The following is a 20,235-nucleotide window of genomic DNA, read 5'->3' on the forward strand; positions in this document are numbered from 1 at the left end:
TCGGCATGGCTCAGCCCCAGTTCGCCCGGGAAACGTCGCGCAGCGGTGAGTTCGTCCGGCAGCCCAACCGGTTCACCGGGCGGGTGACCCCCGACTCCCAGTCCCCGCCTGGCGGCGGGCCGGACGAGCAGGGACGCTGGCCGCTGGAGGCAGGCCGCTACCGCCTGATCTGGTGCCGGGCCTGCCCGTGGGCGCACCGTACCCGGATCGTCCGAGGGTTGCTCGGCCTCGACGAGGCGATCTCGATCGGCACGGTCGACCCGATCCGGGACGATCGCGGCTGGCGGTTCAGCCTCGACCCGGACGGACGAGACCCGGTGCTCGGGGTGGAATACCTGGCCGACGTCTACCGGGCCACCGACCCGGACTACGCCGGCCGCGTCACCGTCCCGGCGCTGGTCGACACCGTCTCCGGTCAGGTGGTCACCAACGACTACCCGCAGATCACGCTCGACCTCTCCACGCAGTGGCGGGACCTCCACCGGCCCGGTGCCCCGGACCTCTATCCGGAGGCGCTGCGCCCGGAGATGGACGAGCTGATGGCCCAGATCCACCGGGACGTCAACAACGGCGTCTACCGGTGCGGCTTCGCCACCTCCCAGGCCGCGTACGACGAGGCGTACCAGCGGCTCTTCGCCCGGCTCGACGCGCTCTCCGCCCGGCTGGCCGACCGCCGCTACCTGATGGGCGACGCGATCACCGAGGCCGACATCCGGCTCTTCACCACGCTGGTCCGGTTCGACGCGGTCTACCACGGCCACTTCAAGTGCAACCGCACCAAGCTCACCGAGATGCCGGTGCTGTGGGCGTACGCCCGGGACCTGTACCAGACCCCCGGTTTCGGTGACACCGTCGACTTCGACCAGATCAAGGCGCACTACTACTGCACCCATCCGGCGATCAACCCGACGGGGATCGTGCCGTTGGGTCCCGACGAGTCCGGCTGGGTCACCCCGCACGGGCGTGGCTGACCGCAGGCGTGGCTGACGGCAGCCGTACCCGGGGAGCAGCTGAACCGGCCGGCCGTACCCGGCAGGTTGCTGCGCCGGGCATCCGTACCCGGATCGTGGTCGCGCTGGCCGCAGCCGGCTGCGCGGTCGGCGGCAGCGTCGCGGTGGTGGTCGCGGTGGTCGCCGGTCCGGGTCCGGGCCTGACCGGGTACGTCAGCGAGGCCGGCGTCGCGGCCAGCTCGTACGCGACGACGTTCCGGTTGGGGATCTTCGGCCTCGCCGCCGCCCTGCTCCTGCTCGGTACCGTGCTGTGGCCGGCGGCGCGGCTGGCCGCCGCCCTGCTGCTGACCAGCGGCCTGCTGACGGTGATCTCCGGGGCGGTGACCTGCTCCGACGGCTGCCCCCTGCCACCGTTCGAGCGGGCCACCGTCGCCGACCTGGTACATGGCGGAGCGAGTATCGCGGCAGTGGCGGCGGCGGTACTGGCCATGCTGGCGGTGCTGGTGTCGCCCGCCGCGTCCCGGGCGCTACGCCTGCTCTCCGGCGGTGCCGCCGCCATGGCGCTGCCCCTGTCGGCAACGGTCGGCCTGGGCATCCTGCTGGTCGGCCGAGGCGTGCTGGTCGGTGTGGTGGAGCGGCTGCTGCTGGCGCTCGTCACGCTCTGGGTAATCGCCGCCGCTACGACGGCGGTCATCCAACACCGCACCACGGTGGTCGTACAACACCGGTCGTCGAGTCGGTTGTTCCACGAACCGCCGTAAGGATCATCACGGCCGCCGCTCCTTCCGCCAAGCTGGCCCGACGAGTATGATCACCGACGATGGTCAATGTCTGGTCTCTCACCAACCGCCTGTATGTCGATCTGCGACTGCAGGCCAGCGGCATCTGTCGCGTTCAGCCGCCCCGCTGACCGCTGATCCCGCCGCCTCCGGACGCCCATTTCCGGACCAGACCTCTTGGAACGCCATGTCGACCGCTTCCCGCAGTGTGCCCTCGCTCTCCCGCAAGGTGCCCTTCTCCCTCCAGATCCTGCTCGGCCTGTTGCTCGGCGTCGGCCTGGGCTATCTGGCCCGGGCCAACGACATCTCCTGGCTCGGCACCACCCTCGACACCGTCGGCAGCCTCTTCATCCAGTTGCTGAAGCTCGCCGTACCCCCGCTCGTCTTCACCGCCATCGTGGTGAGCGTGGTCAGCCTGCGTGGGGTGACCAACGCCGCCCGGCTGGCCGGCAAGACCCTGCTCTGGTTCGCCATCACCGCCCTGGTCTCGGTCGGTGTCGGCATCGGCCTGGGCCTGATCACCAACCCCGGCCGGGGCGTCACCCTCGACATCGCCGGTGCCACCGCACCCAAGAAGACCGGGACCTGGACCGACTTCCTCACCGGCATCGTTCCGACCAACCCGGTCGGCGCGTTCGTCGACGGCAACGTGCTCCAGATCGTCTTCCTCGCCGTGGTGATCGGCTTCGCGGCGCTGCTCGTCGGCAAGGCCGCCGAACCGTTCGTGGACCTCAACCGGGCCCTGCTGGAGATCGTTCAGAAGGCGCTCTGGTGGGTCATCCGGCTCGCCCCGCTGGGCACCCTCGGGCTGATCGGCCACGCCGTCGAGGCGTACGGCTGGGATCTGCTCGCCCCGCTGGCAACCTTCACCACCGCCGTCTACGTCGGCTGCGCGATCGTGCTCTTCATCGTCTACCCGGTGGTGCTGATCGCCGCCGGGCGGCTCAACCCGCTGCGCTTCTTCGCCGGGGCCTGGCCGGCCATCCAGTTGGCGTTCGTCTCCCGCTCCTCGGTGGGCACCATGCCGGTGACCCAGCGGTCGGTGGAGCGGCTCGGCGTCCCCCGCGAGTACGCCTCGTTCGCCGTTCCCTTCGGGGCCACCACGAAGATGGACGGCTGCGCCGCCATCTATCCGGCGCTGGCCGCCATCTTCGTCGCCCAGGTCTTCGGCGTGGCCCTGCGCCCGGTCGACTACCTGTTGATCGCCTTCGTCTCGGTGGTCGGCTCGGCCGCCACCGCCGGCCTGACCGGGGCGATCGTGATGCTCACCCTCACCCTCAGCACGCTGGGCCTGCCACTGGCCGGTGCCGGTCTGCTCCTGGCGATCGACCCGATCGTGGACATGATCCGTACCGCCACGAACGTCGCTGGGCAGGCGCTGGTGCCGACGGTCGTCGCCGCCCGGGAGGGCATCCTGGACCGGACCGCGTACGACTCGGCCGGCCGGCGTGGCCTGGACGAGGAGAGCGCGTCGGTCGTCGAGCCCACTCGCCCGGACAGTCCGGCTCCCGTCCCCGCCTGATGTGGGAAAGGGCCCCTTCCTATCGCTTTTGCCTGGGAAGGGGCCCTTTCGTATGCCGTCAGAAGAGTGATGCTCACCCCTTGCGCTCGATGTGTTGGCGATATATCGTCAACACATCGACGACAGAACGGGGAACAGAGATATGAGCTTCCATCGACAACAACTTCACGTCATGCATGACATGAGCGATATGCACGACCGCGCCCGGATGCGCGGCTTCGGCTTCCCACCCGGCCCTGGCTCACACGGCCACGGTGGTCATGGCGGTCACGGCTCCCGGGGAGGCAGTTGGGGCGGCGGCCGTGGCCGAGGCCGAGGTCGCCGGCCCAACGTCCGGGGTGCCGTGCTGGCGCTGCTCACCGAGGGGCCGATGCACGGATACGAGATGATCCAGGAGATCGACTCCCGCACCGGTGGCGCCTGGCGTCCCAGCCCGGGATCGATCTACCCCACCCTGCAACTCCTGGAGGACGAGGGCGTCATCGCCAACGCGGCCGATTCGGCCGGCGGCGGGCGCAAGCGGTTCGCGTTGACCGAAACGGGTCAGGACGAGGCAACGCGAGCAGCGCAGTCCCCACCCTGGGACGACTTCGCCCCGGGCACCGTCAGTAGCTGGCACGAGATGCGCGACGCCGGGTTCCAGGCGATGAACGCGTTGCGCCAGGTCATGATGACCGGCACCGACGATCAGCGGGAACGGGCCGCTCAGGTGCTCGGCGAGACCCGGCGCAAGCTCTATGCCATCCTCGCCGAGTCAGAGTGACCAGTTCGGAGTGATCCGCACTGTGCGGTGATCGCCCAAACCGGGTGACGGCACGACGCGCCCCGACCTATCCCACTGGCACGTCAATTCGCGGGATCAGTGGCTATTCAACGGGGGATAGCCACTGATCCCGGTGACCTTTGTGCGGCGGGCAGTGCGGCTACACCTGCGGCTCAGAACAGCACGGTGGCGAAGGTGCCAGCCGAACGGAACCCGCACCGCTCGTAGACCCGACGGGCCGGGGCGTTGTAGTCGTTGACGTAGAGGCTGACCGTGGGCGCCACCCGGGCCAACGCGTCGCGTACCACCGCCGCCATCGCCGGCCCGGCCAGCCCGCGCCCCCGCCATTCGGGCGCCACCCAGACGCCCTGGACCTGAGCGGTACGCCGGGTGACGACAGCCAACTCGGCCTTGAAGACCACCTGACCGTCCACGAACCGGGCGTATGCCCGTTTCGTACGGACCAGATCGGTGACCCGCCGTCGGTAGCCGATCCCGCCATCCTCCGCGAACGGCGAGACCCCGACCTCCTCGGTATACATTGCCACCGCCGCCGGCAGGAGCAGCTCGACCTCCGTCGACTGCACCAGGCGCACCTCGGGATCCGCAGCGATCTCCGGTACGGCGTCCGTGACCAGCAGCGGCTGGTTGGGCCGGATGTCCCGAGCTGGTCCCCAGTGCGGGGACAAGCGACCCCAGAGATCCAGTACGGCGTCCGCCCGCCCGACGATCGACGAGCAGATCCGCTCCTCGGCGGCGAGCAACTCCGTGAACGCCGCGATCGCTGGCGCGTCGGCGAGCACCGGTGTGAGGTGGCCGCCGAACCAGCAGAGCGACTCCACCCGGCGACGCGCACCGTAGCCGAAGATCCGCCCCTCGGCCCGCCACCAGGACAGGCCATTCGCGGCGACCTGTTCAGCCACCTGGGCACTCGCGATCGGATCGAGATCGAGAAGCTTCTCGACCGCTCCGCGTTCGGTTTCCCCCAACTGCCGTACCGGCACCGTCAGCACTCTCTCAGGGTGCCAGATCGGCAGCGGCCAGACAGGCTCGACGCCATGCTGCGGGACGACAGCATCAACCACACAAGCCCGTCAGGCAACGTCAGGCCACCCCGACCGCCTCTGCCTCCGGCTCCAACGTCCGGGTCCGCGCCGCCCAGCGCACCACCGGCGGCACCAGGAGGCCGAGCCCGACGAACATGACACCAAGCACCAACCAGCCTGGCGCACCCCAGGCGACGGCGAGCGTGGTCACCACGACCGGGGCGACCATTCCGCCCAACTCCATGCCCATCGCGTACGCCCCCTGGTACTGCCCGTGGGCGTGGGCCGGAGCCAGCCCGAACGAGATGCCCCACCCGGCGGCGGAGTGCCAGAGTTCGCCGATCACGTGGGCGAGCGCCCCGGCGACGAGTAGCGCTATGGCGACGCTGGTCGGCACCGAGCCACTGGCGGCGAAGAGCGCGCAGGCGGCGGCGATCGCCAGCCCGGCCCGGCGGGAGGCGCGCGCCGCACCGGTGATCTGCTCGGTGCCCCGCGAGGCCCGAACCTGGAAGAGCACCACCATGGTGGTGTTCACCAACAGCAGTACGGAGATGAGCCAGCGCGGGGCGGAGGTGTGCTGGGCGATCCACAGCGGCAGGGCGATGTTGAGCAGCCCGAAGTGCATCGACATCAGCCCGTCGAGCACGGTGAACGCGAGGAACGGCCGGTCCCGGAGCGCGACCAGTCGGGGGCCGGTCGCCGGGGCCGGGACCGGCGGGATCGGGGCGAGCCGGGTGAGGATCGCCGCTGCGGCAAGCTCGCTGACCGCGTTGACCAGGATCAGTGCCACGAAGCTGGCACGGGTGTCGACGGCGATGCCGATTCCGGCGAGAGCGGCACCGACCGAGATCCCCACGTTGGTGGTGGCCCGCAGGTAGGCCCGGGTACGGACCCGTTGTTCGGCCGGGATGGCGCCGGCGATCACCGCGCCCTGGGCACCGCGATAGGCGGCGCTGGCCAGGGCCGTACCGATGCCGACCGCGAGGAATGCCGGGAACGACCGTACGGTGGTCAGCAGCGCGGTCATCCCGCTACCGGCCAGCAGGGCGACGATCTGGATGCGGCGCGGACCGTGGCGATCGGCGAGGTAGCCCATCGGGGTGCTGGCGACGAGGCCGACCAGTGCGAAGACGCTGAGTCCGAGGCCGACCTGGCCGACCGACAGACCGACCGACCGGGTCAGGAAGAGGGCGCTGGCGGCCAACCAGGTCCCGCGGCCAACGGTGCGGACCAGGGTGGCGAGGGTGAGGACCCGGGCCGGACCCGGTTCGGGTAGGAGTCGTCGCACTCGAGGACTTTAACAAGACGGACGTACGGTTTGTAAAACCGGTCCCAGGATACGAAAGGAGGGCTGGCCCACTCCTCCGGGCCAGCCCTCCTCAAGGCAACCGACAGAACAATCGGGTACGGCTCAGTGCACCGTCACCGTCGCACCACCCGGTACCAGGTCACGAAGGTCGTCGGGCAGTTCGGCACCCATCTCGTCGGCCAGCCGCAGCGCCTCCTCGATCAGGGTCTCCACGATCTGCGCCTCGGGCACGGTCTTGATCACCTGGCCCCGTACGAAGATCTGGCCCTTGCCGTTGCCGGACGCGACACCGAGGTCCGCCTCCCGGGCCTCCCCCGGCCCGTTGACGACGCAGCCCATCACGGCCACCCGCAGCGGCACCGGCAGCCCCTCCAGGCCGGCGGTGACCTCCTCGGCCAGCTTGTAGACGTCCACCTGAGCCCGGCCACAGGACGGGCAGGAGACGATCTCCAGGCCCCGCTCACGCAGCCCCAGCGACTCCAGGATCGCGGCACCGACCTTGATCTCCTCGACCGGCGGGGCGGAGAGCGAGACGCGGATCGTGTCGCCGATCCCCTCGGCCAGCAGCGCGCCGAAGGCGACCGCGGACTTGATCGTGCCCTGGAACGCCGGCCCGGCCTCGGTGACCCCCAGGTGCAGTGGGTAGTCGCACTGCTCGGCGAGCTGCCGGTACGCCCGGACCATCACCACCGGATCGTTGTGCTTCACGGAGATCTTGATGTCCCGGAAACCGTGCTCCTCGAAGAGTGAGCACTCCCACAGCGCCGACTCGACCAGCGCCTCCGGGGTCGCCTTGCCGTACTTGGCGAGCAGCCGCTTGTCCAGCGAACCGGCGTTGACCCCGATCCGGATCGGCACCCCGGCGGCGGAGGCCGCCCGGGCGATCTCCTTCACCTTGTCGTCGAACTGCCGGATGTTGCCCGGGTTGACCCGGACCGCCGCGCAGCCGGCGTCGATGGCGGCGAAGACGTACTTCGGTTGGAAGTGGATGTCGGCGATGACCGGGATCTGCGACTTCTTCGCGATCGCCGGCAGCGCCTCCACGTCGTCCTGGGACGGTACGGCCACCCGCACGATCTGGCAGCCGGCGGCGGTCAACTCGGCGATCTGTTGCAGCGTCGCGTTGACGTCGGCGGTCAGCGTGGTGGTCATCGACTGCACCGACACCGGGGCACCGCCGCCCACCGGGACCGAACCGACCATGATCTGGCGGCTGGCCCGGCGGGGAGCGAGCGGCGTGGGTGGCACGGCGGGCATGCCGAGACTGACTGCGGTCACTGGGGCACTCACCTTGGGATCAGCGTGATCGGATTGATCACGTCCGCGGTGACGGTCAGCAGCGTGAAGGCACCACCGATCAGGATCACCGCGTACGTGAGGGGCATGAGCTTGAAGTAGTCGACCCGGCCCGGGTCGGGCTTGCCGAGCCGGGCATAGATCCAGGACCGCGCCCGCTCGAACCAGGCGATGGCGATGTGCCCACCGTCCAGCGGCAGCAACGGCACCAGGTTGAACGCGCCGAGGAAGAAGTTCAGCGAGATGAAGAGCATCACGAAGATCTCCCAGAGCCCGTGCTGGACCGCCTCGCCGCCCAGCCGGCTCGCGCCGACCACGCTGATCGGGGTGTCCATGTCGCGCTCGGCGCCGGTGATGGCGTCCCAGAGCGCCGGGACCTTCTCCGGGATCCGGGCCATCGCCTGGACGGTGGCCACCGCCATGTCGCCGGTGTAGTCGGCGGTCGCCCCGACCGCGTCGATCGGACCGTACGTCAGCATGTTGGGGGTCTGGATATCCAGCCCGACGCCCATCGCGGAGACGGTGGTGGTCGTCTCCGCGTTGCCGTCCAACGGTGCGCGCTGCACCGACGCCAGGTTGAACTGGGTGCTACCGGCCGTCCCGTCGCGGACGTAGGAGACCGTCGCCAGCCCGGGTGGGGTGGCCCGGACCACCTGAAGCATCTCGCCCCAGTTCGCCACCGGGGTGCCGTTGATCGCGGTGATCCGGTCGCCGTCGCGCAGGTGCTGGGCGGCCGGACTGGCCGGGTCGCCAGGCGCGCAGGCACGGGCGGCGTTCTCCACCACGACGCAATCGGCGATCGAAATCACCGCCGGCTCCTGTCGAGCCTGTGCCTCGGTGGTCGGGAAGTCGGGGTTGGGCAGGCCCATGAAGATCGCGGCGATCCAGAGCGTGACGATCGCAAGGACGAAGTTCATGGCCACCCCGCCGACCATCACGACCGTGCGCTTCCACACCGGGAAGCGCCACATCGCGCGCGGCTCGTCAGCCGGGTCGACATCGTCGTCCTGCGGGGTCATTCCAACGATCTTGCAGAATCCGCCCAGCGGGATCGCCTTGAGCCCGTACTCGGTCTCGCCCCGACGGAAGGAGAAAACGGTCGGCCCGAAGCCGACGAAGTAACGGCTGACCTTCATCCCGAAGCGCTTGGCCGTGATCATGTGCCCGGCCTCGTGCAGACTCACCGAGAGAAGGATCGCCAGGGCGAACGCCACCACCCCGACCAGATACAGCATCAAGCTCCTTCCACCACCGTCTTGATGATCTCCTGGGCGTACCCGCGGGCCCAGGATTCCGCGGCGAGCACATCCTCGACCGTACCCGGTTCGGCATAGTCGGGCGCCGCCTCCAGCACCCGCTCCAGGGTGTCGACGATGCCGAGAAACGGTAGCCGACCCGCGACGAAGGCGGCGACGCACTCCTCGTTGGCGGCGTTGTAGATCGCCGGCCGGCAGCGCCCCTCGATCCCGGCCTGCTTGGCCAGCCGTACCGCCGGGAACGCCGTGTCGTCCAGCGGCTCGAACCGCCAGGTGTGCGCGGTGGTCCAGTCGACCCCGGTCGCCGCGCCCGGCACCCGGTCCGGCCAGCCCAGGGCCAGCGCGATCGGCAGCCGCATGTCCGGCGGGCTGGCCTGCGCGATGGTCGAGCCGTCGACGAACTCCACCATCGAGTGGATCACCGACTGTGGGTGGACCATGACCTCGATGTCGGCATACGGCACGGCGTACAGCTCGTGGGCTTCGATGACCTCCAGTGCCTTGTTGACCAGCGTGGCGGAGTTGATCGTGACCACCGGACCCATGTTCCAGGTCGGGTGCGCGAGCGCCTGCTCGACGGTGACCTCGGTCAACTCGTCGCGCCGCCGGCCCCGGAACGGACCACCGCTGGCGGTGACGATCAACCGACGCACCTCGGCCCGGTCGCCGGAGCGCAGACACTGGGCCAACGCCGAATGCTCCGAGTCGACCGGCACGATCTGTCCCGGTCGGGTGGTCGCGGCCCGGACCAGCGGGCCGCCGGCCACCAGCGACTCCTTGTTGGCCAGGGCGAGGGTACGACCGGCGCGCAGCGCCGCCAGGGTGGGTGCCAGCCCGAGCGAGCCGACCACCCCGTTGAGCACCACGTCACAGGGCCAGCCGGCCAACTCGGTCATCGCGTCCGGGCCGGCAATGATCTTCGGGATCCGGTAGTCGCCGGTGGCGTAGCCGCGTTTCTGCGCCTCGGCGTAGAAGGCCAGTTGCAGATCCTGGGCCACGGAGGCTCTGGCCACCCCGACCACCTCTACTCCCAGCTCCAGTGCCTGGGCGGCGAGCAGGTCGATGTTGCCGCCCCCCGCACCAAGTCCAACCACCCGGAACCGGTCCGGGTTACGCCGGACGATGTCGATGGCCTGGGTACCGATCGATCCGGTGGAGCCGAGCAGGACGATGTCACGCGGAGGACTCATCCGGTCAGTGTAAGGAAGGGCCCCTTCCTATCGTTTTCTGTTGTATAAGGGGCCCTTCCTAACGCCTAACACTGCTCAGGGCCGGGCCAGGCGGAAGGTCTCCACCTCCTCACCGCCGTACCAGTCGGTGCGCCGGCCGATCCCGGTCATGCCCAACCGGCGGGCAACCGCCATCGACGCCTCGTTGCCGGGCGAGACCACCGCGTAGATCTCGGTCAGGCCCTGGTCGAAGCCCCGCTGGACCGCGCCACGGGCCGCCTCGGTGGCGTACCCGTGCCCCCAGGAGTCGGGGTGCAGGTGCCAGCCCACCTCGATATTGTCGGTCAGCTCCCCCTCGTCCCGGCCGGGCAGTGGCTTGAGCATCACCGTGCCGACGATCCGACCGGCGTCCCGGAGCTGGATCGCCCAGATGCCGTACCCGGCGCCGAAGGTGGCGTTGCGTGTGTGCCAGCTCCGGATCAGGTCGGTCGCCCCGGCAGGAGCCGTCAACGGCAGGTACGACGTGTTCAGCCAGCGGCCGACCTCGGGACGGGCGTACATGTCGTAGGCCCTGTCTACGTCCGCCGGATCCTCGGTCCAGTCCCGCACCACCAGACGCTCGGTCTCGTAGATCATCATGCCGGTGACTGTATGCCTCCTTGTTGATCAAGAGGTTTGCGTCAGATAGCGCGCCGACGCTGACGCAAATCTCTTGATCAACCCGCGTGGGGGCAAGAGGGGAGGGGCGGTCAACGAGCGGGGGGCGGGGCGGGGAGTGGGCCGCGCCGGAAGGGGCCGGTCACCTCGTAGGTGATGCCGCCGCTGCCGGCGCTGCTGCCCGAGGTGCCCCGCTGGGAGGAAAAGTAGAGGCGAGACCCATCCGGAGAGAAGGCCGGTCCGGTGATCTCCGACGAGGAGTGCCCCAGCAGGCGCAGGAACGGGGCGACCACGCCGGCCGGGGTGATGACGTTGATCTCCATGTTGCCGCCGTCCTCGGCCACGTAGAGATCCCCACCGGTCGTACCGATGATGTTGTCCACCCCGGTCAGCGGAGCGGCATCCGCCGGCACGAGCGAGTCGTCGTACGCCAGGTCGAGGCGCTGGCCCACCGCGTCGTACGCCCAGACCCGGTTGTCGCCCTTGGTGGTGAACCAGCAGATGTCCCGGTCGTACCAGCAGCCCTCGCCGCCGTCGAAGTGCTTGGCCGCCGCCACCTGGGACCGGGTGGCGACCGGGAAGCCGTCCCGGTCGGGTACGTCCTGCCAGGTCACCGGCCCGGCGGTCTGGTCGGCCGGGGCGCAGAGCACCTGCACCTTCCCGGTACGCAGATCACCCCAGGTGTCCGGGATGAACCGGTAGAAGCAGCCGTCGGACTCGTCCTCGGTCAGGTAGACCACCCGGCGCTGGGGGTCGCAGGCGGCGGCCTCGTGCTTGAACCGGCCCAGCCGGGTCCGCTCCTCGGCCGGGCGGCTACCGTCCGGCCAGGTCTCGAAGACCCGCCCGAGCGGCACCTCCTCGCAGGAGAGCCAGGTGCCCCACGGGGTTGCGCCACCGGCACAGTTGACGTTGGTGCCACCGAGGATCCGGTACGCCGAGGCGATCGAGCCGTCCGCACGGAAACGCACCGCCGAAGCACCACCGGCCAGCGGGATCTCCGAGTTGGAGACGTAGATCCAGCCGTCGCCGGCCGGGAAGCAGGCACCCCCGTCCGGTGCCCAGTGCCAGATGTACGACGTACCCGCGACCCGCTGCCCGGATCGGCCGATCACTCGGCTGGTGAAGCTGATGGGCAACTGGATGCCGTTGGCGTCGGCGGCCAGCAGGTCGCCGTACGGGCTGGGGCCGGGTTGGGCCGGACCGGCGGGCTGCCCCTGCCGATCCGGGTCGGCGAGCTGCCCCTGCCGATCCGGGTCGGCGAGTTGTTCCTGCCATCGCTGGCGGGCGAGCGCCTGCTGCCAGAGCGCTCCAGCGAAGGTAGCGGTGCCCGTACCGAGAATGGCGGTGCGCAGGATCGTACGACGGTCCACGATTACCTCCACAACGGTCGATGTCCCGACGACCCTAGAGCCATCAGGACATCGACAACACCCGCTATCGGGTGAACGCGTGGTGACGGCTCCCCGCATCGGCCTCGGGCTCGGACTCCGGTTCCGTCGTCACGGCCGGCTGCGGTTCGGCGAACTCGTGGATGCCGTACCGCTGGTAGAACCGGGCCAGCGGACCGGGCGCCCACCAGTTCCATCGACCGAGCAGCCGCATCGTGGCCGGTACGAGCAGCGCCCGTACCAGCGTCGCATCCACCACGATCGCCACGATCATGCCGACCCCGATCAGCTTGATCATCATGATGCCGCCGGTGGCGAAGCCGGCCACCACCACGATCAGCAGCAGTGCGGCAGCGGTGATGATCCGGCCGGTGTGCTGCAGACCGGTTGCCACCGAAGCGGTGTTGTCCCCGGTCCGGTCCCACTCCTCCCGCACCCGGGAGAGCAGGAACACCTCATAGTCGGTGGCGAGACCGAAGAGCACGGCCAGCATCAGGATCGGACTGCTCGGCTCGATGAATCCGGACGGGGTGAAGTCAAGCAGGCCGGAGAGGTGTCCGTCCTGGAACACCCAGACCACCACCCCGAACGACGCACCGATCGAGACGAGGTTCATCAGCACCGCCTTGATCGGCAGCACCACCGAACCGAAGGCAAGGAAGAGCAGCACCAGCGTCGCCGTGGCCATCAGCAGTGCCATCCACGGCAGCCGGGAGACGAGTCCGTCCAAGAGGTCCAGGTCGACGGCGGGCCGCCCACCGACGAGCACCTCGGCACCGGGCGGTGCCGGCAGGTCGCGGATCGCCCGGACCGTGTCCTTGGCCGGGTCGCCGATCGGTTCCCCGGGGTAGGCCACCGACAGCAGCGTCGAGTCGGCCCAGGTGCCGGCCACCCGCGTACCGGTCACCCCGGCCACCCCCTCCACCTGCTCGGTGAAGCGCTGGATCTGCTCGGCCGACGCCCCGGAGATCAGCACCTCGATCGGGGCCGCGTTGCCGCCCGGGAAGTCCGTCCGGATCCGTTCACTCACCATCCGTGCCTGAGCCTCGGCGGGGAGCACGCGTTCGTCGAAGCCACCGAAGGTGATCCGCAGGAACGGCGCGGCCAGCACGACGAGCAGCACCACCACCGCGCTGGCGTAGAGCACCGGACGGCGCATCACGCTGTGTGCCAGCCGGGCCCAACCACCGCCAGGTGTGGTCTGACCGCCCCTGGCGGTGCCTTGGCCGCCGCCGGTGGCCCGGCGGCGCAGCCGGGGCAGGGGTACGCGCAGCGCGTTGATCCTCGGTCCGAGCACCGCCAGCAGGGCCGGCAGCACGGTCAGCGAGGCGAGCATGGCCAACAGCACGGCCGCCATGCCACCGAGTCCCATCGACCGCAGGAACGCCTGCGGGAAGATCAGCAGACTGGCCAGCGCCAGCACGATGGTGAGGCCGGAAACCATGACGGTACGACCAGCGGTGACCATGGTCCGGCCGATCGCCACCTCGGTGGCATGCCCGGCGGCCAACTCCTCCCGGAACCGGCTGACCACGAAGAGCGAGTAGTCGATCGCCATGCCGAGGCCGATGAGGGTGACGACGTTGATAGCAAAGATCGATACGTCGGTGACCATGCTGAGCAACCGCATCAGGACGAATCCGCCGACGATGGCCAGTCCGCCGATGAGCAGCGGAGTCGAAGCGGCGACCAACCCACCGAAGATCAGGATCAACAGCACCAGCAGGATCGGCAACGACACGATCTCGGCCCTGGTGATGTCCTCGGTGGTCTGGTCGGTGGCCGTCGCCTGGATGGCCACCTCGCCACCGATCTCGGTGGTCAGCCCCGGGGCGTCCAGCGCCGGGCGGAGCGCGTCGTAGGCGGCCCGTTTGCCGTCCTCATCCCCGGCGTGTAGCACGATCAGGGCGTAGGTGGCGCGTTGATCGGTGGCGACGAGGCTGGGGTCCGGTGTCGTGTACCAGGTGGTCACCCCGGCTACTTCCGGCCGCTGACGAAGCTGGTCCAGGGTCGTGGTCACCGGGTCACGAAAGGCGGGCTGTTCCACCGTGGCCGTGTCGCTGGAGTAGAGCACCACCAGGTCGGCACCGTAGCTGCCCAGCCCTTCGGTGACCCGTTCGCGGAGTTGACTGGACTCACTGGCCGGATCGTCGAAGCCGCCGCCGGTCAACGAGCCGAACACGCCAGTGCCCCAGGTCGCGCCGATCACAGCCAGCAGCACGGCGGCCGCCAGGACAACCCAGCGGAGCCGGACCACGGCTCTTCCCCACCACGTGAACATCGGTCTCCTCAAACCACATGATCAAGACGTAAGCTGTAGCGACAATCAGCTAAGTAAACGCCGTTAACTATCTCAACACCGTTCACCATTGGTCAAGGGAGTGCGTAGATGTCCGTATCTACCCGCCGGGAACGGCTGCGTACCGCCACCCTTGCCGAAATCAAGGAAAACGCACGCCGACTCCTCGTGGCCGGCGGCCCCCAGGCGATCTCACTGCGGGCCATCGCCCGCGACATGGGCATGACCGCCCCTGCCATCTACCGCTACTTCCCCAGCCTCGACGCGCTCGTCACCGCGCTCGTCGGCGACCTGTTAGAGGAGATGCGACAGGCCGTCGCGGCGGCCCGCGACACCGCCGGTGACGATCCGGCCCGACAGCTCGGTGCTATGGCCCGGGCCTTCCGCCACTGGTCCGTCGGACACCCGGTCGAGTTCGCGCTGATCTTCGGCACACCGGTACCCGAGCTGTTTCCCGCCCACGACTACGGCGACCTGGATCAGCCCAGCGCCCGACTCGGCGAGCAGTTCATCCAGCCGATCATCGAGCTGTGGCGTCGTGGCCCGTTCCCCGCCCCACCCCGGGACCAGATCGAGCAGCGGTTGGGCCACCTCCTCCAGCCGCTCCGGCGCAACCATCCGGATCTGCCGGTCGAGGTCGCCTACGTCTTCCTCGCCGGTTGGAGCCGGCTCTACGGTCTGGTCGCCATGGAGGTCTTCCGCCTTTTCGACTGGGCGGTGACCGAGGTCGAAACGCTGTTCGAACTGGAACTGGAGCAGTTCGCGGGCCAACTGATGGCCGACCCACCGACGAGCGAGAACACGCCCTCCTAGCGGGAAGCGCTCATCGATGGAGAAGGGCTATCGCCCTCGCTCCCGGGTACGCGCCCGGTGCTCGCTGCGGTCGAGGCGGCTGATCTGGCCGCCGGGCCTGCGTCGGAACTCACCGAGCCAGAGGTGCGGCACGTACCGGCGGACCACCGCCGCCGCCAGGCGCACGTCGGAGGCTTCGAGACGAAGACGATAGCGGAGGTGGGGAAGCCCGGGGCGGGACGACTCCCCCTCGCGCACCAGCGTCCGCAGAACCGGGTCGTCACGCTCAATGGGACCCGTCGGGTACAGCTCAAGGCTGTAAAACCTGAAGCAGGGCAAGGGGCAGCCCGATCCGGGCACGATGCCGTCCGACCGGAACCACCGTTGCGTCCGGCGCGGGGGTGGGCCTGACGAAAGGTGGTGGCGCCATGGGTCGATAGCCCAACGAGTGCCGCCCCACGCGCGATCTCGCCTGCACTCTGCCTGTGCTTCCGCCTGTGCTTCCGCCTGCACTTTGCCTGCACTTCCGCCTGCACCTGCCCCAACGAGGCGGCCAGCAGGCGGGCCGGCATCGGGAACCATCGACGGTGCAGGGGGCTGACCGGCGGACCCCGGGGCGATAGGCTCCCCCGGCATGGGTGACAAGCTGCCGACCCGCGCCGACGTGGTGATCGTCGGATCCGGGCACAACGGTCTGGTGTCCGCGATCCTGCTCGCCCGCGCCGGGCTCGACGTGCTGGTACTGGAGGCGGCCGACGTGATCGGCGGGGCCACCCGCACCGAGCAGCCGTTCCCGAAGGTGCCGCAGCTACTGCACTCCACCGGGTCGTACCTGCTCGGTCTCATGCCCCCGGAGTTGATCGCCACGCTGGACGTGCACATCCCGGTGCTACGCCGCGACCCACACTACTTCCTGCCCACGCCGGGCGGCCCCGGCTCGCCGTACCTGCTGATGGGGTCCGACCGGGCGGCGACCCGCGCGCAACTGGCGGCCTTCTTCTCCCCCGCCGACGTGGCCGCCGACGACGCCATGCAGGCCGAGCTGGCCCAACTCCGCGACGACCTGGCCCCGGCCTGGCTCGCCGAGCCGCTACCGGTCGAGGAGATCGCCGAGCGCTACCTGCGGCCCTCCCTGCGACAGGTCTTCGTCGACCTGGTTCGTGGCTCGGTCGTCGACTACCTGGCCCGCTTCGACTTCCGCTCCGAACTGCTGATCTCCATGTACGCCGTCACCGACGGCCTCTCCGGGCTCACCGCCGGCCCGGACGACCCCGGCACCGGCAACAACTTCCTGGTGCACAACATGTGCCGGCTCCCCGGTGCCGACGGCACCTGGATGATCGCCGCCGGGGGGATGGGCACCGTCTCCCGGACCTTCGCCGAAGCCGCCCGCGCCGCCGGGGCCAGGATCCACACTGGTACGCCGGTCAGCGCGGTCACCCTGGCCGGTGGCGCGGCCAGCGGTGTCGTCCTGGCCAACGGGCGGGAGATCGCGGCCGAGGTGGTCCTCGGCGCGTGCGACCCGTACCGGCTGCTGGACCTGCTGCCCGACGGCGCGGCACCCGCCGAACTGACCGCACGGATGACGGCGGCCCGCCGTCCCGGCAGCACACTGAAGCTCAACCTGGCGCTGACCGGTCTGCCCCGCTTCACCTGTCTGCCGCCGGACGCGCCGAGCCCGTTCGGCTCCACCATCCACCTGCTGCCCGGCTCGGCCTCGCTGCTGGCCGGTGACGGCGGCCAGTCGCCGCTGACGGCACTGCGCGGGATGTGGGCCGACGTGCAGGCCGGGCGGCTGCCCGACGAGCCGACCATCGAGTGGTATCTGCACACCACCGTGGACCCGTCCCTACAGGACCCGGCCGGGCACCACTCCTCGGCCCTGTTCGTGCAGTCCGTGCCCTACTCGCTGGGCGGTACGACCTGGGACGCGGCCCTGCCGTCCTACGTGGACCGACTGCTGGCCATCTGCGAGCGGTACGCCCCGGGCACCGCCGACCTGGTCGCCGACGCCGTGCCGCTGGCCCCGCCCGGGATCGAGGAACACTTCGGCATCACCGGCGGGCACATCCACCACGTCGACAACACGGTCTCGTTCACCGACCGGATGCCGTACGCCACCGGAGTCGACGGGGTGTACGCCGGCAGCGCCGGTTGCCACCCGGCGGGCAGTGTCATCGGCGCCGCCGGACACAACGCCGCTCGCCGCATCCTGGCCGACCTCGGTCGCTGAGCGGCCACCCGGTTTGTGGACCGGCGATCAGCCGCCGGGGCACCGCGTGTCACCGCCACTGCGCTCGATGCAGTGCTCCGGGGCGGGCGGCGGCGAGGGTGGCGGCTGGAGTGTCCGCCCCGCGTCAAGTGCGAGACACCCCGCCGGCACCGCGAGTAGGACACCGATGATGCCGTAGACAACTGTCGTGATCTTGAATCGTCCCACCGCCGCCAGCACGCCGATCAGCAACGGGCCGCCCGCCAGCAGCACCCCGAACCAGAGTTGCCACCAGGCGAATTCCAGGTCGAGTTGGCGTGCCAGCCTCACATCGTCCCCGGGGTCGTAGAACCACGGCTTGACGCTCGCCCAGGAGCTGAACAGGATGCCCAGGCCGATCAGCCAGCCGAGGGTCAGCAACGCCACGGTCAGCCGCAGGCCGGTCTGCCCCCGTACCGGTGTCGGCTGGGGAGGCGAGGTCGCGGTCATGCCCCAGACCGTACGGAGCGTCGGGCGCACCGCCCACCGTACGGATACTCAGTGGACCTGCCAGAGGCTTTCGTCCACCCGGACTCCGGGCTTGTCTGGCAGAGGTGCCGTAACCACGTCGAGCAGGTACCGGTCGTCGTCCTCGTGCAGCGCGGCAAGCAGGTGGCTGCCGTCGGGCCGGATCAGGCTCCAGAGCCCCGGCGGTTCCGTGTCCCCGTACAACACGTACGTCGCGAAGCACGCAGCGAGCCGGACAGCGAATTCGCGACGGCCGACCCGCTCGGCGAGCCGGCCCTCGATCCCGACGTCGAAGGCCATCGCGAAATGACCACTGACCTCGCGATAGGTGCAGAAGGCGGCGAACCTCGCGTCCGCGGGGATGGCCGCGAGGGCTTCCGTGACCCGGTCAGCGTGGCCGACGAAGAGTTCCTCGTCGCCGAGCGCGAAGCAGTCCCGCAGGAACGCCCGCAGCTCGGACTCGGGAGGTTGACGGGACGACAGCCCGTCATAGCCGGTCGCCGCTGCCCGGGTCACGGTGTTTCCCTACGCGTCGGCTACCTCGCTGGGTACCGACTCACTGGGGACTGACTCGCTGGGGACTGACTCGCTGGGGGCGGGCTCGTCCGCACGACGGGAGCGCAACTCGTGGCCGACACTGGTCAGGCAGCGCCCACTGGGCAGGTCGAAGCGCCAGCCGTGCAGCTGGCAGGTCAGCTGGTCGCCGTCGATGACGCCGAACCGGGTCAGGTCGGCCTTCAGGTGCGGGCAGCGCCGCTGCACGATCCAGTCGCCAAGCTTGATGTCCTCGGCGTCCGGCTTCTGCTCGGCGTACCAGCCCTCGGCGTACTGCAACCGCTCCTGCGACAGGCACTTGAAGAAGGCGTAGACGAACTCGTTGTACTGGCCGATCCGGGCCGCCGAGAATCGGCAGGAGAGGAACAGCGAGTTGACCCAGTCGACCTCTTCGATGTGCAACAGGTGCTCGACCAGCGCCCGCTCGGTACGGAACCGGTAGCGAACCTTCTCGTCGGCGTACGGCCGGACCTGCTTGCCCGGGAAGTCCACCACGATCGACTCGATCGACTCGCCGTCGTAGCCGACCAGGTCGAACCGGACCGGGCCGCCGACGCCCTTGGCGAGGTAGACCGACTCCTCCAGCAGCGGCTCGATCCGCCGCTTCATCTCCTTGAGGACGTCGATCTCCGGATGCCGCCAGGAGGCCTTCTCCGCCTCGATGATCGGCCGCTTGCGCTCCCGCATCTCCTCCAGGTGCGCGACCTTGTTGGCGAAGAACTCGGCCACCGGCATCGGGTGCGTGGTCTCGCAGCCGTCGGCGGTGATCTCGGAGACACTGCCGGGCAGCAGAACCACCCCGTTGGTGCCGCCGACCTTGGCGTACTCGTCGAGGAAGACCTGCTGGTCGGGGAAGATGTTGCCCTCGTCACCGTGGATGTCGTTGAACTGCCACAGCTCGTCGTCGAGGAAGCACGGCGGACCGGCGATCGGGAAGACGTGCGACGCCTTCAGGTCGTCGATGTAGCGCCAGGTCCGGTCGAACTGCCGATCCCGCTTCTGCTTGCCGAACGCGGTCTTCGCGGCCGTGGGCAGCTCGTAGACCATCGGATACCAGATGGCACCGGAGAACTGGAGCATGTGCGCATGCACGTGGCCGAGTTCGGTGAAGACGCTCAGGTCGGTGGGACGGGCATCGTTCTGGTTGAGCAGTCGGATCCCGTCGTGCTCCACCCAGAGCGAGGAGTCGCCGATCGGGCCATCCGTCGGGCTGGTCAGTGCCTGGATCATGACCTTGAGTCCGCCGTCGAGCTCGACGACCTCGTTGGTCTTGGTGCGCAGGAAGCTGGTGAAGCCCAGCTCGCGCAGCTCGTCCTCCAGCTCGGAGGTGGGGTACTCCGGCAACAGCACGGTCGCCTTCTTCGACACGAAGCGCTTCAGGTGTTCCGCGTCGAAGTGGTCCCGGTGCAGGTGGGAGACGTAGAGGTAGTCGGTCTGCCCGAGGGTTTCCCAGTCCAGCTGTGAATTGTCGGGGAATGGGAACCAGGAGGCGAAATAGGCGGGATTAACCCACGGGTCACACAAGATGCTGCCCGCGGCTGTGTCGATCCGCATGCTGGCGTGTCCCGTACCGGTCAGTCGCACCGCACACTCTCCCTCGGAAGAAATCCAGGTGTACGCGACAAACGCTACCGGAGCCGGTTCCCCGCCCGAACCTCGACGCCGGTAGTAGCGCAGCCGACCGAGGTGAGCGGACCCTACGCACCTGGCGGCAGGGGACGTGCCAGACTAGGCC

Annotated in this window: 18 protein-coding genes; 6 read left to right on the forward strand and 12 right to left on the reverse strand. The window is 69.5% G+C overall.

Annotated elements, in window-relative coordinates; all coding sequences use genetic code 11:
• Positions 1 to 5 precede the first annotated feature (5 nt).
• The 4 genes from FHR38_RS05815 to FHR38_RS05830 all read left to right on the forward strand — a co-directional run bounded on the left by FHR38_RS05815 (position 6) and on the right by FHR38_RS05830 (position 4,014).
• Entirely contained in the window at positions 6 to 971 is a 966-nt protein-coding gene (locus FHR38_RS05815; protein WP_184533452.1) for a glutathione S-transferase family protein, read from the forward strand.
• 8 nt (positions 972 to 979) lie between these two features.
• Positions 980 to 1,711, forward strand: coding sequence for a DUF998 domain-containing protein (locus FHR38_RS05820; RefSeq protein ID WP_312881878.1), 732 nt, complete (start codon positions 980 to 982; stop codon positions 1,709 to 1,711).
• A 205-nt stretch (positions 1,712 to 1,916) separates the two neighbouring features.
• Positions 1,917 to 3,251 (forward strand): dicarboxylate/amino acid:cation symporter, encoded by a 1,335-nt coding sequence (locus tag FHR38_RS05825; RefSeq protein WP_184533454.1) that lies wholly within the window; start codon positions 1,917 to 1,919, stop codon positions 3,249 to 3,251.
• 142 nt (positions 3,252 to 3,393) lie between these two features.
• Positions 3,394 to 4,014: a PadR family transcriptional regulator gene (locus tag FHR38_RS05830; RefSeq protein ID WP_184533456.1), complete on the forward strand. Its 621-nt coding sequence runs from the start codon at positions 3,394 to 3,396 to the stop codon at positions 4,012 to 4,014.
• Between the two features lie 173 nt (positions 4,015 to 4,187).
• Here FHR38_RS05830 and FHR38_RS05835 read toward each other — a convergent pair whose 3' ends face one another.
• From FHR38_RS05835 to FHR38_RS05870, 8 genes are all read right to left on the reverse strand, one after another.
• Positions 4,188 to 5,027 carry a GNAT family N-acetyltransferase gene (locus FHR38_RS05835; protein WP_184533458.1) on the reverse strand — a complete coding sequence of 280 codons (840 nt, stop codon included), beginning with the start codon at positions 5,025 to 5,027 and terminating at the stop codon, positions 4,188 to 4,190.
• Between the two features lie 91 nt (positions 5,028 to 5,118).
• Positions 5,119 to 6,348, reverse strand: coding sequence for an MFS transporter (locus tag FHR38_RS05840; RefSeq protein ID WP_184533460.1), 1,230 nt, complete (start codon positions 6,346 to 6,348; stop codon positions 5,119 to 5,121).
• 123 nt (positions 6,349 to 6,471) lie between these two features.
• Positions 6,472 to 7,647 carry a flavodoxin-dependent (E)-4-hydroxy-3-methylbut-2-enyl-diphosphate synthase gene (ispG, locus tag FHR38_RS05845; protein ID WP_184533462.1) on the reverse strand — a complete coding sequence of 392 codons (1,176 nt, stop codon included), beginning with the start codon at positions 7,645 to 7,647 and terminating at the stop codon, positions 6,472 to 6,474.
• Between the two features lie 8 nt (positions 7,648 to 7,655).
• Complete coding sequence (locus tag FHR38_RS05850) at positions 7,656 to 8,900, reverse strand: M50 family metallopeptidase (protein WP_184533464.1); 1,245 nt, start codon at positions 8,898 to 8,900, stop codon at positions 7,656 to 7,658.
• Positions 8,900 to 10,111: a 1-deoxy-D-xylulose-5-phosphate reductoisomerase gene (gene dxr / locus FHR38_RS05855; protein ID WP_184533467.1), complete on the reverse strand. Its 1,212-nt coding sequence runs from the start codon at positions 10,109 to 10,111 to the stop codon at positions 8,900 to 8,902. The genes FHR38_RS05850 and dxr overlap by 1 nt, the downstream gene beginning before the upstream one ends.
• Before the next feature lie 75 nt (positions 10,112 to 10,186).
• On the reverse strand, positions 10,187 to 10,729 hold the full coding sequence (locus FHR38_RS05860) for a GNAT family N-acetyltransferase (protein WP_184533469.1): 543 nt from the start codon (positions 10,727 to 10,729) through the stop codon (positions 10,187 to 10,189).
• Between the two features lie 110 nt (positions 10,730 to 10,839).
• The gene (locus tag FHR38_RS05865; protein WP_184533472.1) at positions 10,840 to 12,117 is read right to left on the reverse strand and encodes an alkaline phosphatase PhoX; all 1,278 of its coding nucleotides are present in this window, start codon (positions 12,115 to 12,117) and stop codon (positions 10,840 to 10,842) included.
• Between the two features lie 64 nt (positions 12,118 to 12,181).
• A complete protein-coding gene (locus FHR38_RS05870; RefSeq protein ID WP_184533474.1) occupies positions 12,182 to 14,416 on the reverse strand; it encodes an MMPL family transporter in 2,235 nt (744 codons plus the stop codon).
• Positions 14,417 to 14,524: 108 nt separating this feature from the next.
• Here FHR38_RS05870 and FHR38_RS05875 point away from each other — a divergent pair, with 108 nt between their 5' ends.
• The gene (locus FHR38_RS05875; protein WP_184533476.1) at positions 14,525 to 15,247 is read left to right on the forward strand and encodes a TetR/AcrR family transcriptional regulator; all 723 of its coding nucleotides are present in this window, start codon (positions 14,525 to 14,527) and stop codon (positions 15,245 to 15,247) included.
• Positions 15,248 to 15,274: 27 nt separating this feature from the next.
• On the opposite strand, the gene FHR38_RS05880 is transcribed toward FHR38_RS05875, so the two are convergent.
• Complete coding sequence (locus tag FHR38_RS05880; RefSeq protein ID WP_184533478.1) at positions 15,275 to 15,484, reverse strand: hypothetical protein; 210 nt, start codon at positions 15,482 to 15,484, stop codon at positions 15,275 to 15,277.
• A gap of 376 nt (positions 15,485 to 15,860) precedes the next feature.
• On the opposite strand from FHR38_RS05880, the gene FHR38_RS05885 reads away from it, so the two are divergent.
• Positions 15,861 to 17,459 (forward strand): phytoene desaturase family protein, encoded by a 1,599-nt coding sequence (locus FHR38_RS05885; protein WP_184533480.1) that lies wholly within the window; start codon positions 15,861 to 15,863, stop codon positions 17,457 to 17,459.
• A 27-nt stretch (positions 17,460 to 17,486) separates the two neighbouring features.
• Here the strand turns inward: FHR38_RS05885 and FHR38_RS05890 are convergent, their stop codons facing one another.
• Genes FHR38_RS05890 through FHR38_RS05900 form a run of 3 tightly spaced genes read right to left on the reverse strand, consistent with a single transcriptional unit; the run spans position 17,487 to position 20,084 of the window.
• Complete coding sequence (locus tag FHR38_RS05890; protein ID WP_184533482.1) at positions 17,487 to 17,927, reverse strand: hypothetical protein; 441 nt, start codon at positions 17,925 to 17,927, stop codon at positions 17,487 to 17,489.
• Between the two features lie 48 nt (positions 17,928 to 17,975).
• Positions 17,976 to 18,461: a hypothetical protein gene (locus FHR38_RS05895; protein WP_184533484.1), complete on the reverse strand. Its 486-nt coding sequence runs from the start codon at positions 18,459 to 18,461 to the stop codon at positions 17,976 to 17,978.
• Positions 18,462 to 18,470: 9 nt separating this feature from the next.
• Complete coding sequence (locus FHR38_RS05900) at positions 18,471 to 20,084, reverse strand: Rieske 2Fe-2S domain-containing protein (RefSeq protein WP_184533486.1); 1,614 nt, start codon at positions 20,082 to 20,084, stop codon at positions 18,471 to 18,473.
• Positions 20,085 to 20,235 lie beyond the last annotated feature (151 nt).

Source organism: Micromonospora polyrhachis (genome assembly GCF_014203835.1).
Classification (GTDB): Bacteria; Actinomycetota; Actinomycetes; order Mycobacteriales; family Micromonosporaceae; genus Micromonospora_H; species Micromonospora_H polyrhachis.

Bases quoted from the DNA above. Each gene is read 5' to 3' on its own strand.
- FHR38_RS05850 (WP_184533464.1), bottom strand. From the start codon at position 8,900: ATGCTGTATCTGGTCGGGGTGGTGGCGTTCGCCCTGGCGATCCTTCTC.
- FHR38_RS05890 (WP_184533482.1), bottom strand. From the start codon at position 17,927: ATGACCGCGACCTCGCCTCCCCAGCCGACACCGGTACGGGGGCAGACC.
- FHR38_RS05825 (WP_184533454.1), top strand. From the start codon at position 1,917: ATGTCGACCGCTTCCCGCAGTGTGCCCTCGCTCTCCCGCAAGGTGCCC.
- dxr (WP_184533467.1), bottom strand. From the start codon at position 10,111: ATGAGTCCTCCGCGTGACATCGTCCTGCTCGGCTCCACCGGATCGATC.
- FHR38_RS05870 (WP_184533474.1), bottom strand. From the start codon at position 14,416: ATGTTCACGTGGTGGGGAAGAGCCGTGGTCCGGCTCCGCTGGGTTGTC.
- FHR38_RS05860 (WP_184533469.1), bottom strand. From the start codon at position 10,729: ATGATGATCTACGAGACCGAGCGTCTGGTGGTGCGGGACTGGACCGAG.
- FHR38_RS05830 (WP_184533456.1), top strand. From the start codon at position 3,394: ATGAGCTTCCATCGACAACAACTTCACGTCATGCATGACATGAGCGAT.
- FHR38_RS05875 (WP_184533476.1), top strand. From the start codon at position 14,525: ATGTCCGTATCTACCCGCCGGGAACGGCTGCGTACCGCCACCCTTGCC.
- FHR38_RS05885 (WP_184533480.1), top strand. From the start codon at position 15,861: ATGGGTGACAAGCTGCCGACCCGCGCCGACGTGGTGATCGTCGGATCC.
- FHR38_RS05815 (WP_184533452.1), top strand. From the start codon at position 6: ATGGCTCAGCCCCAGTTCGCCCGGGAAACGTCGCGCAGCGGTGAGTTC.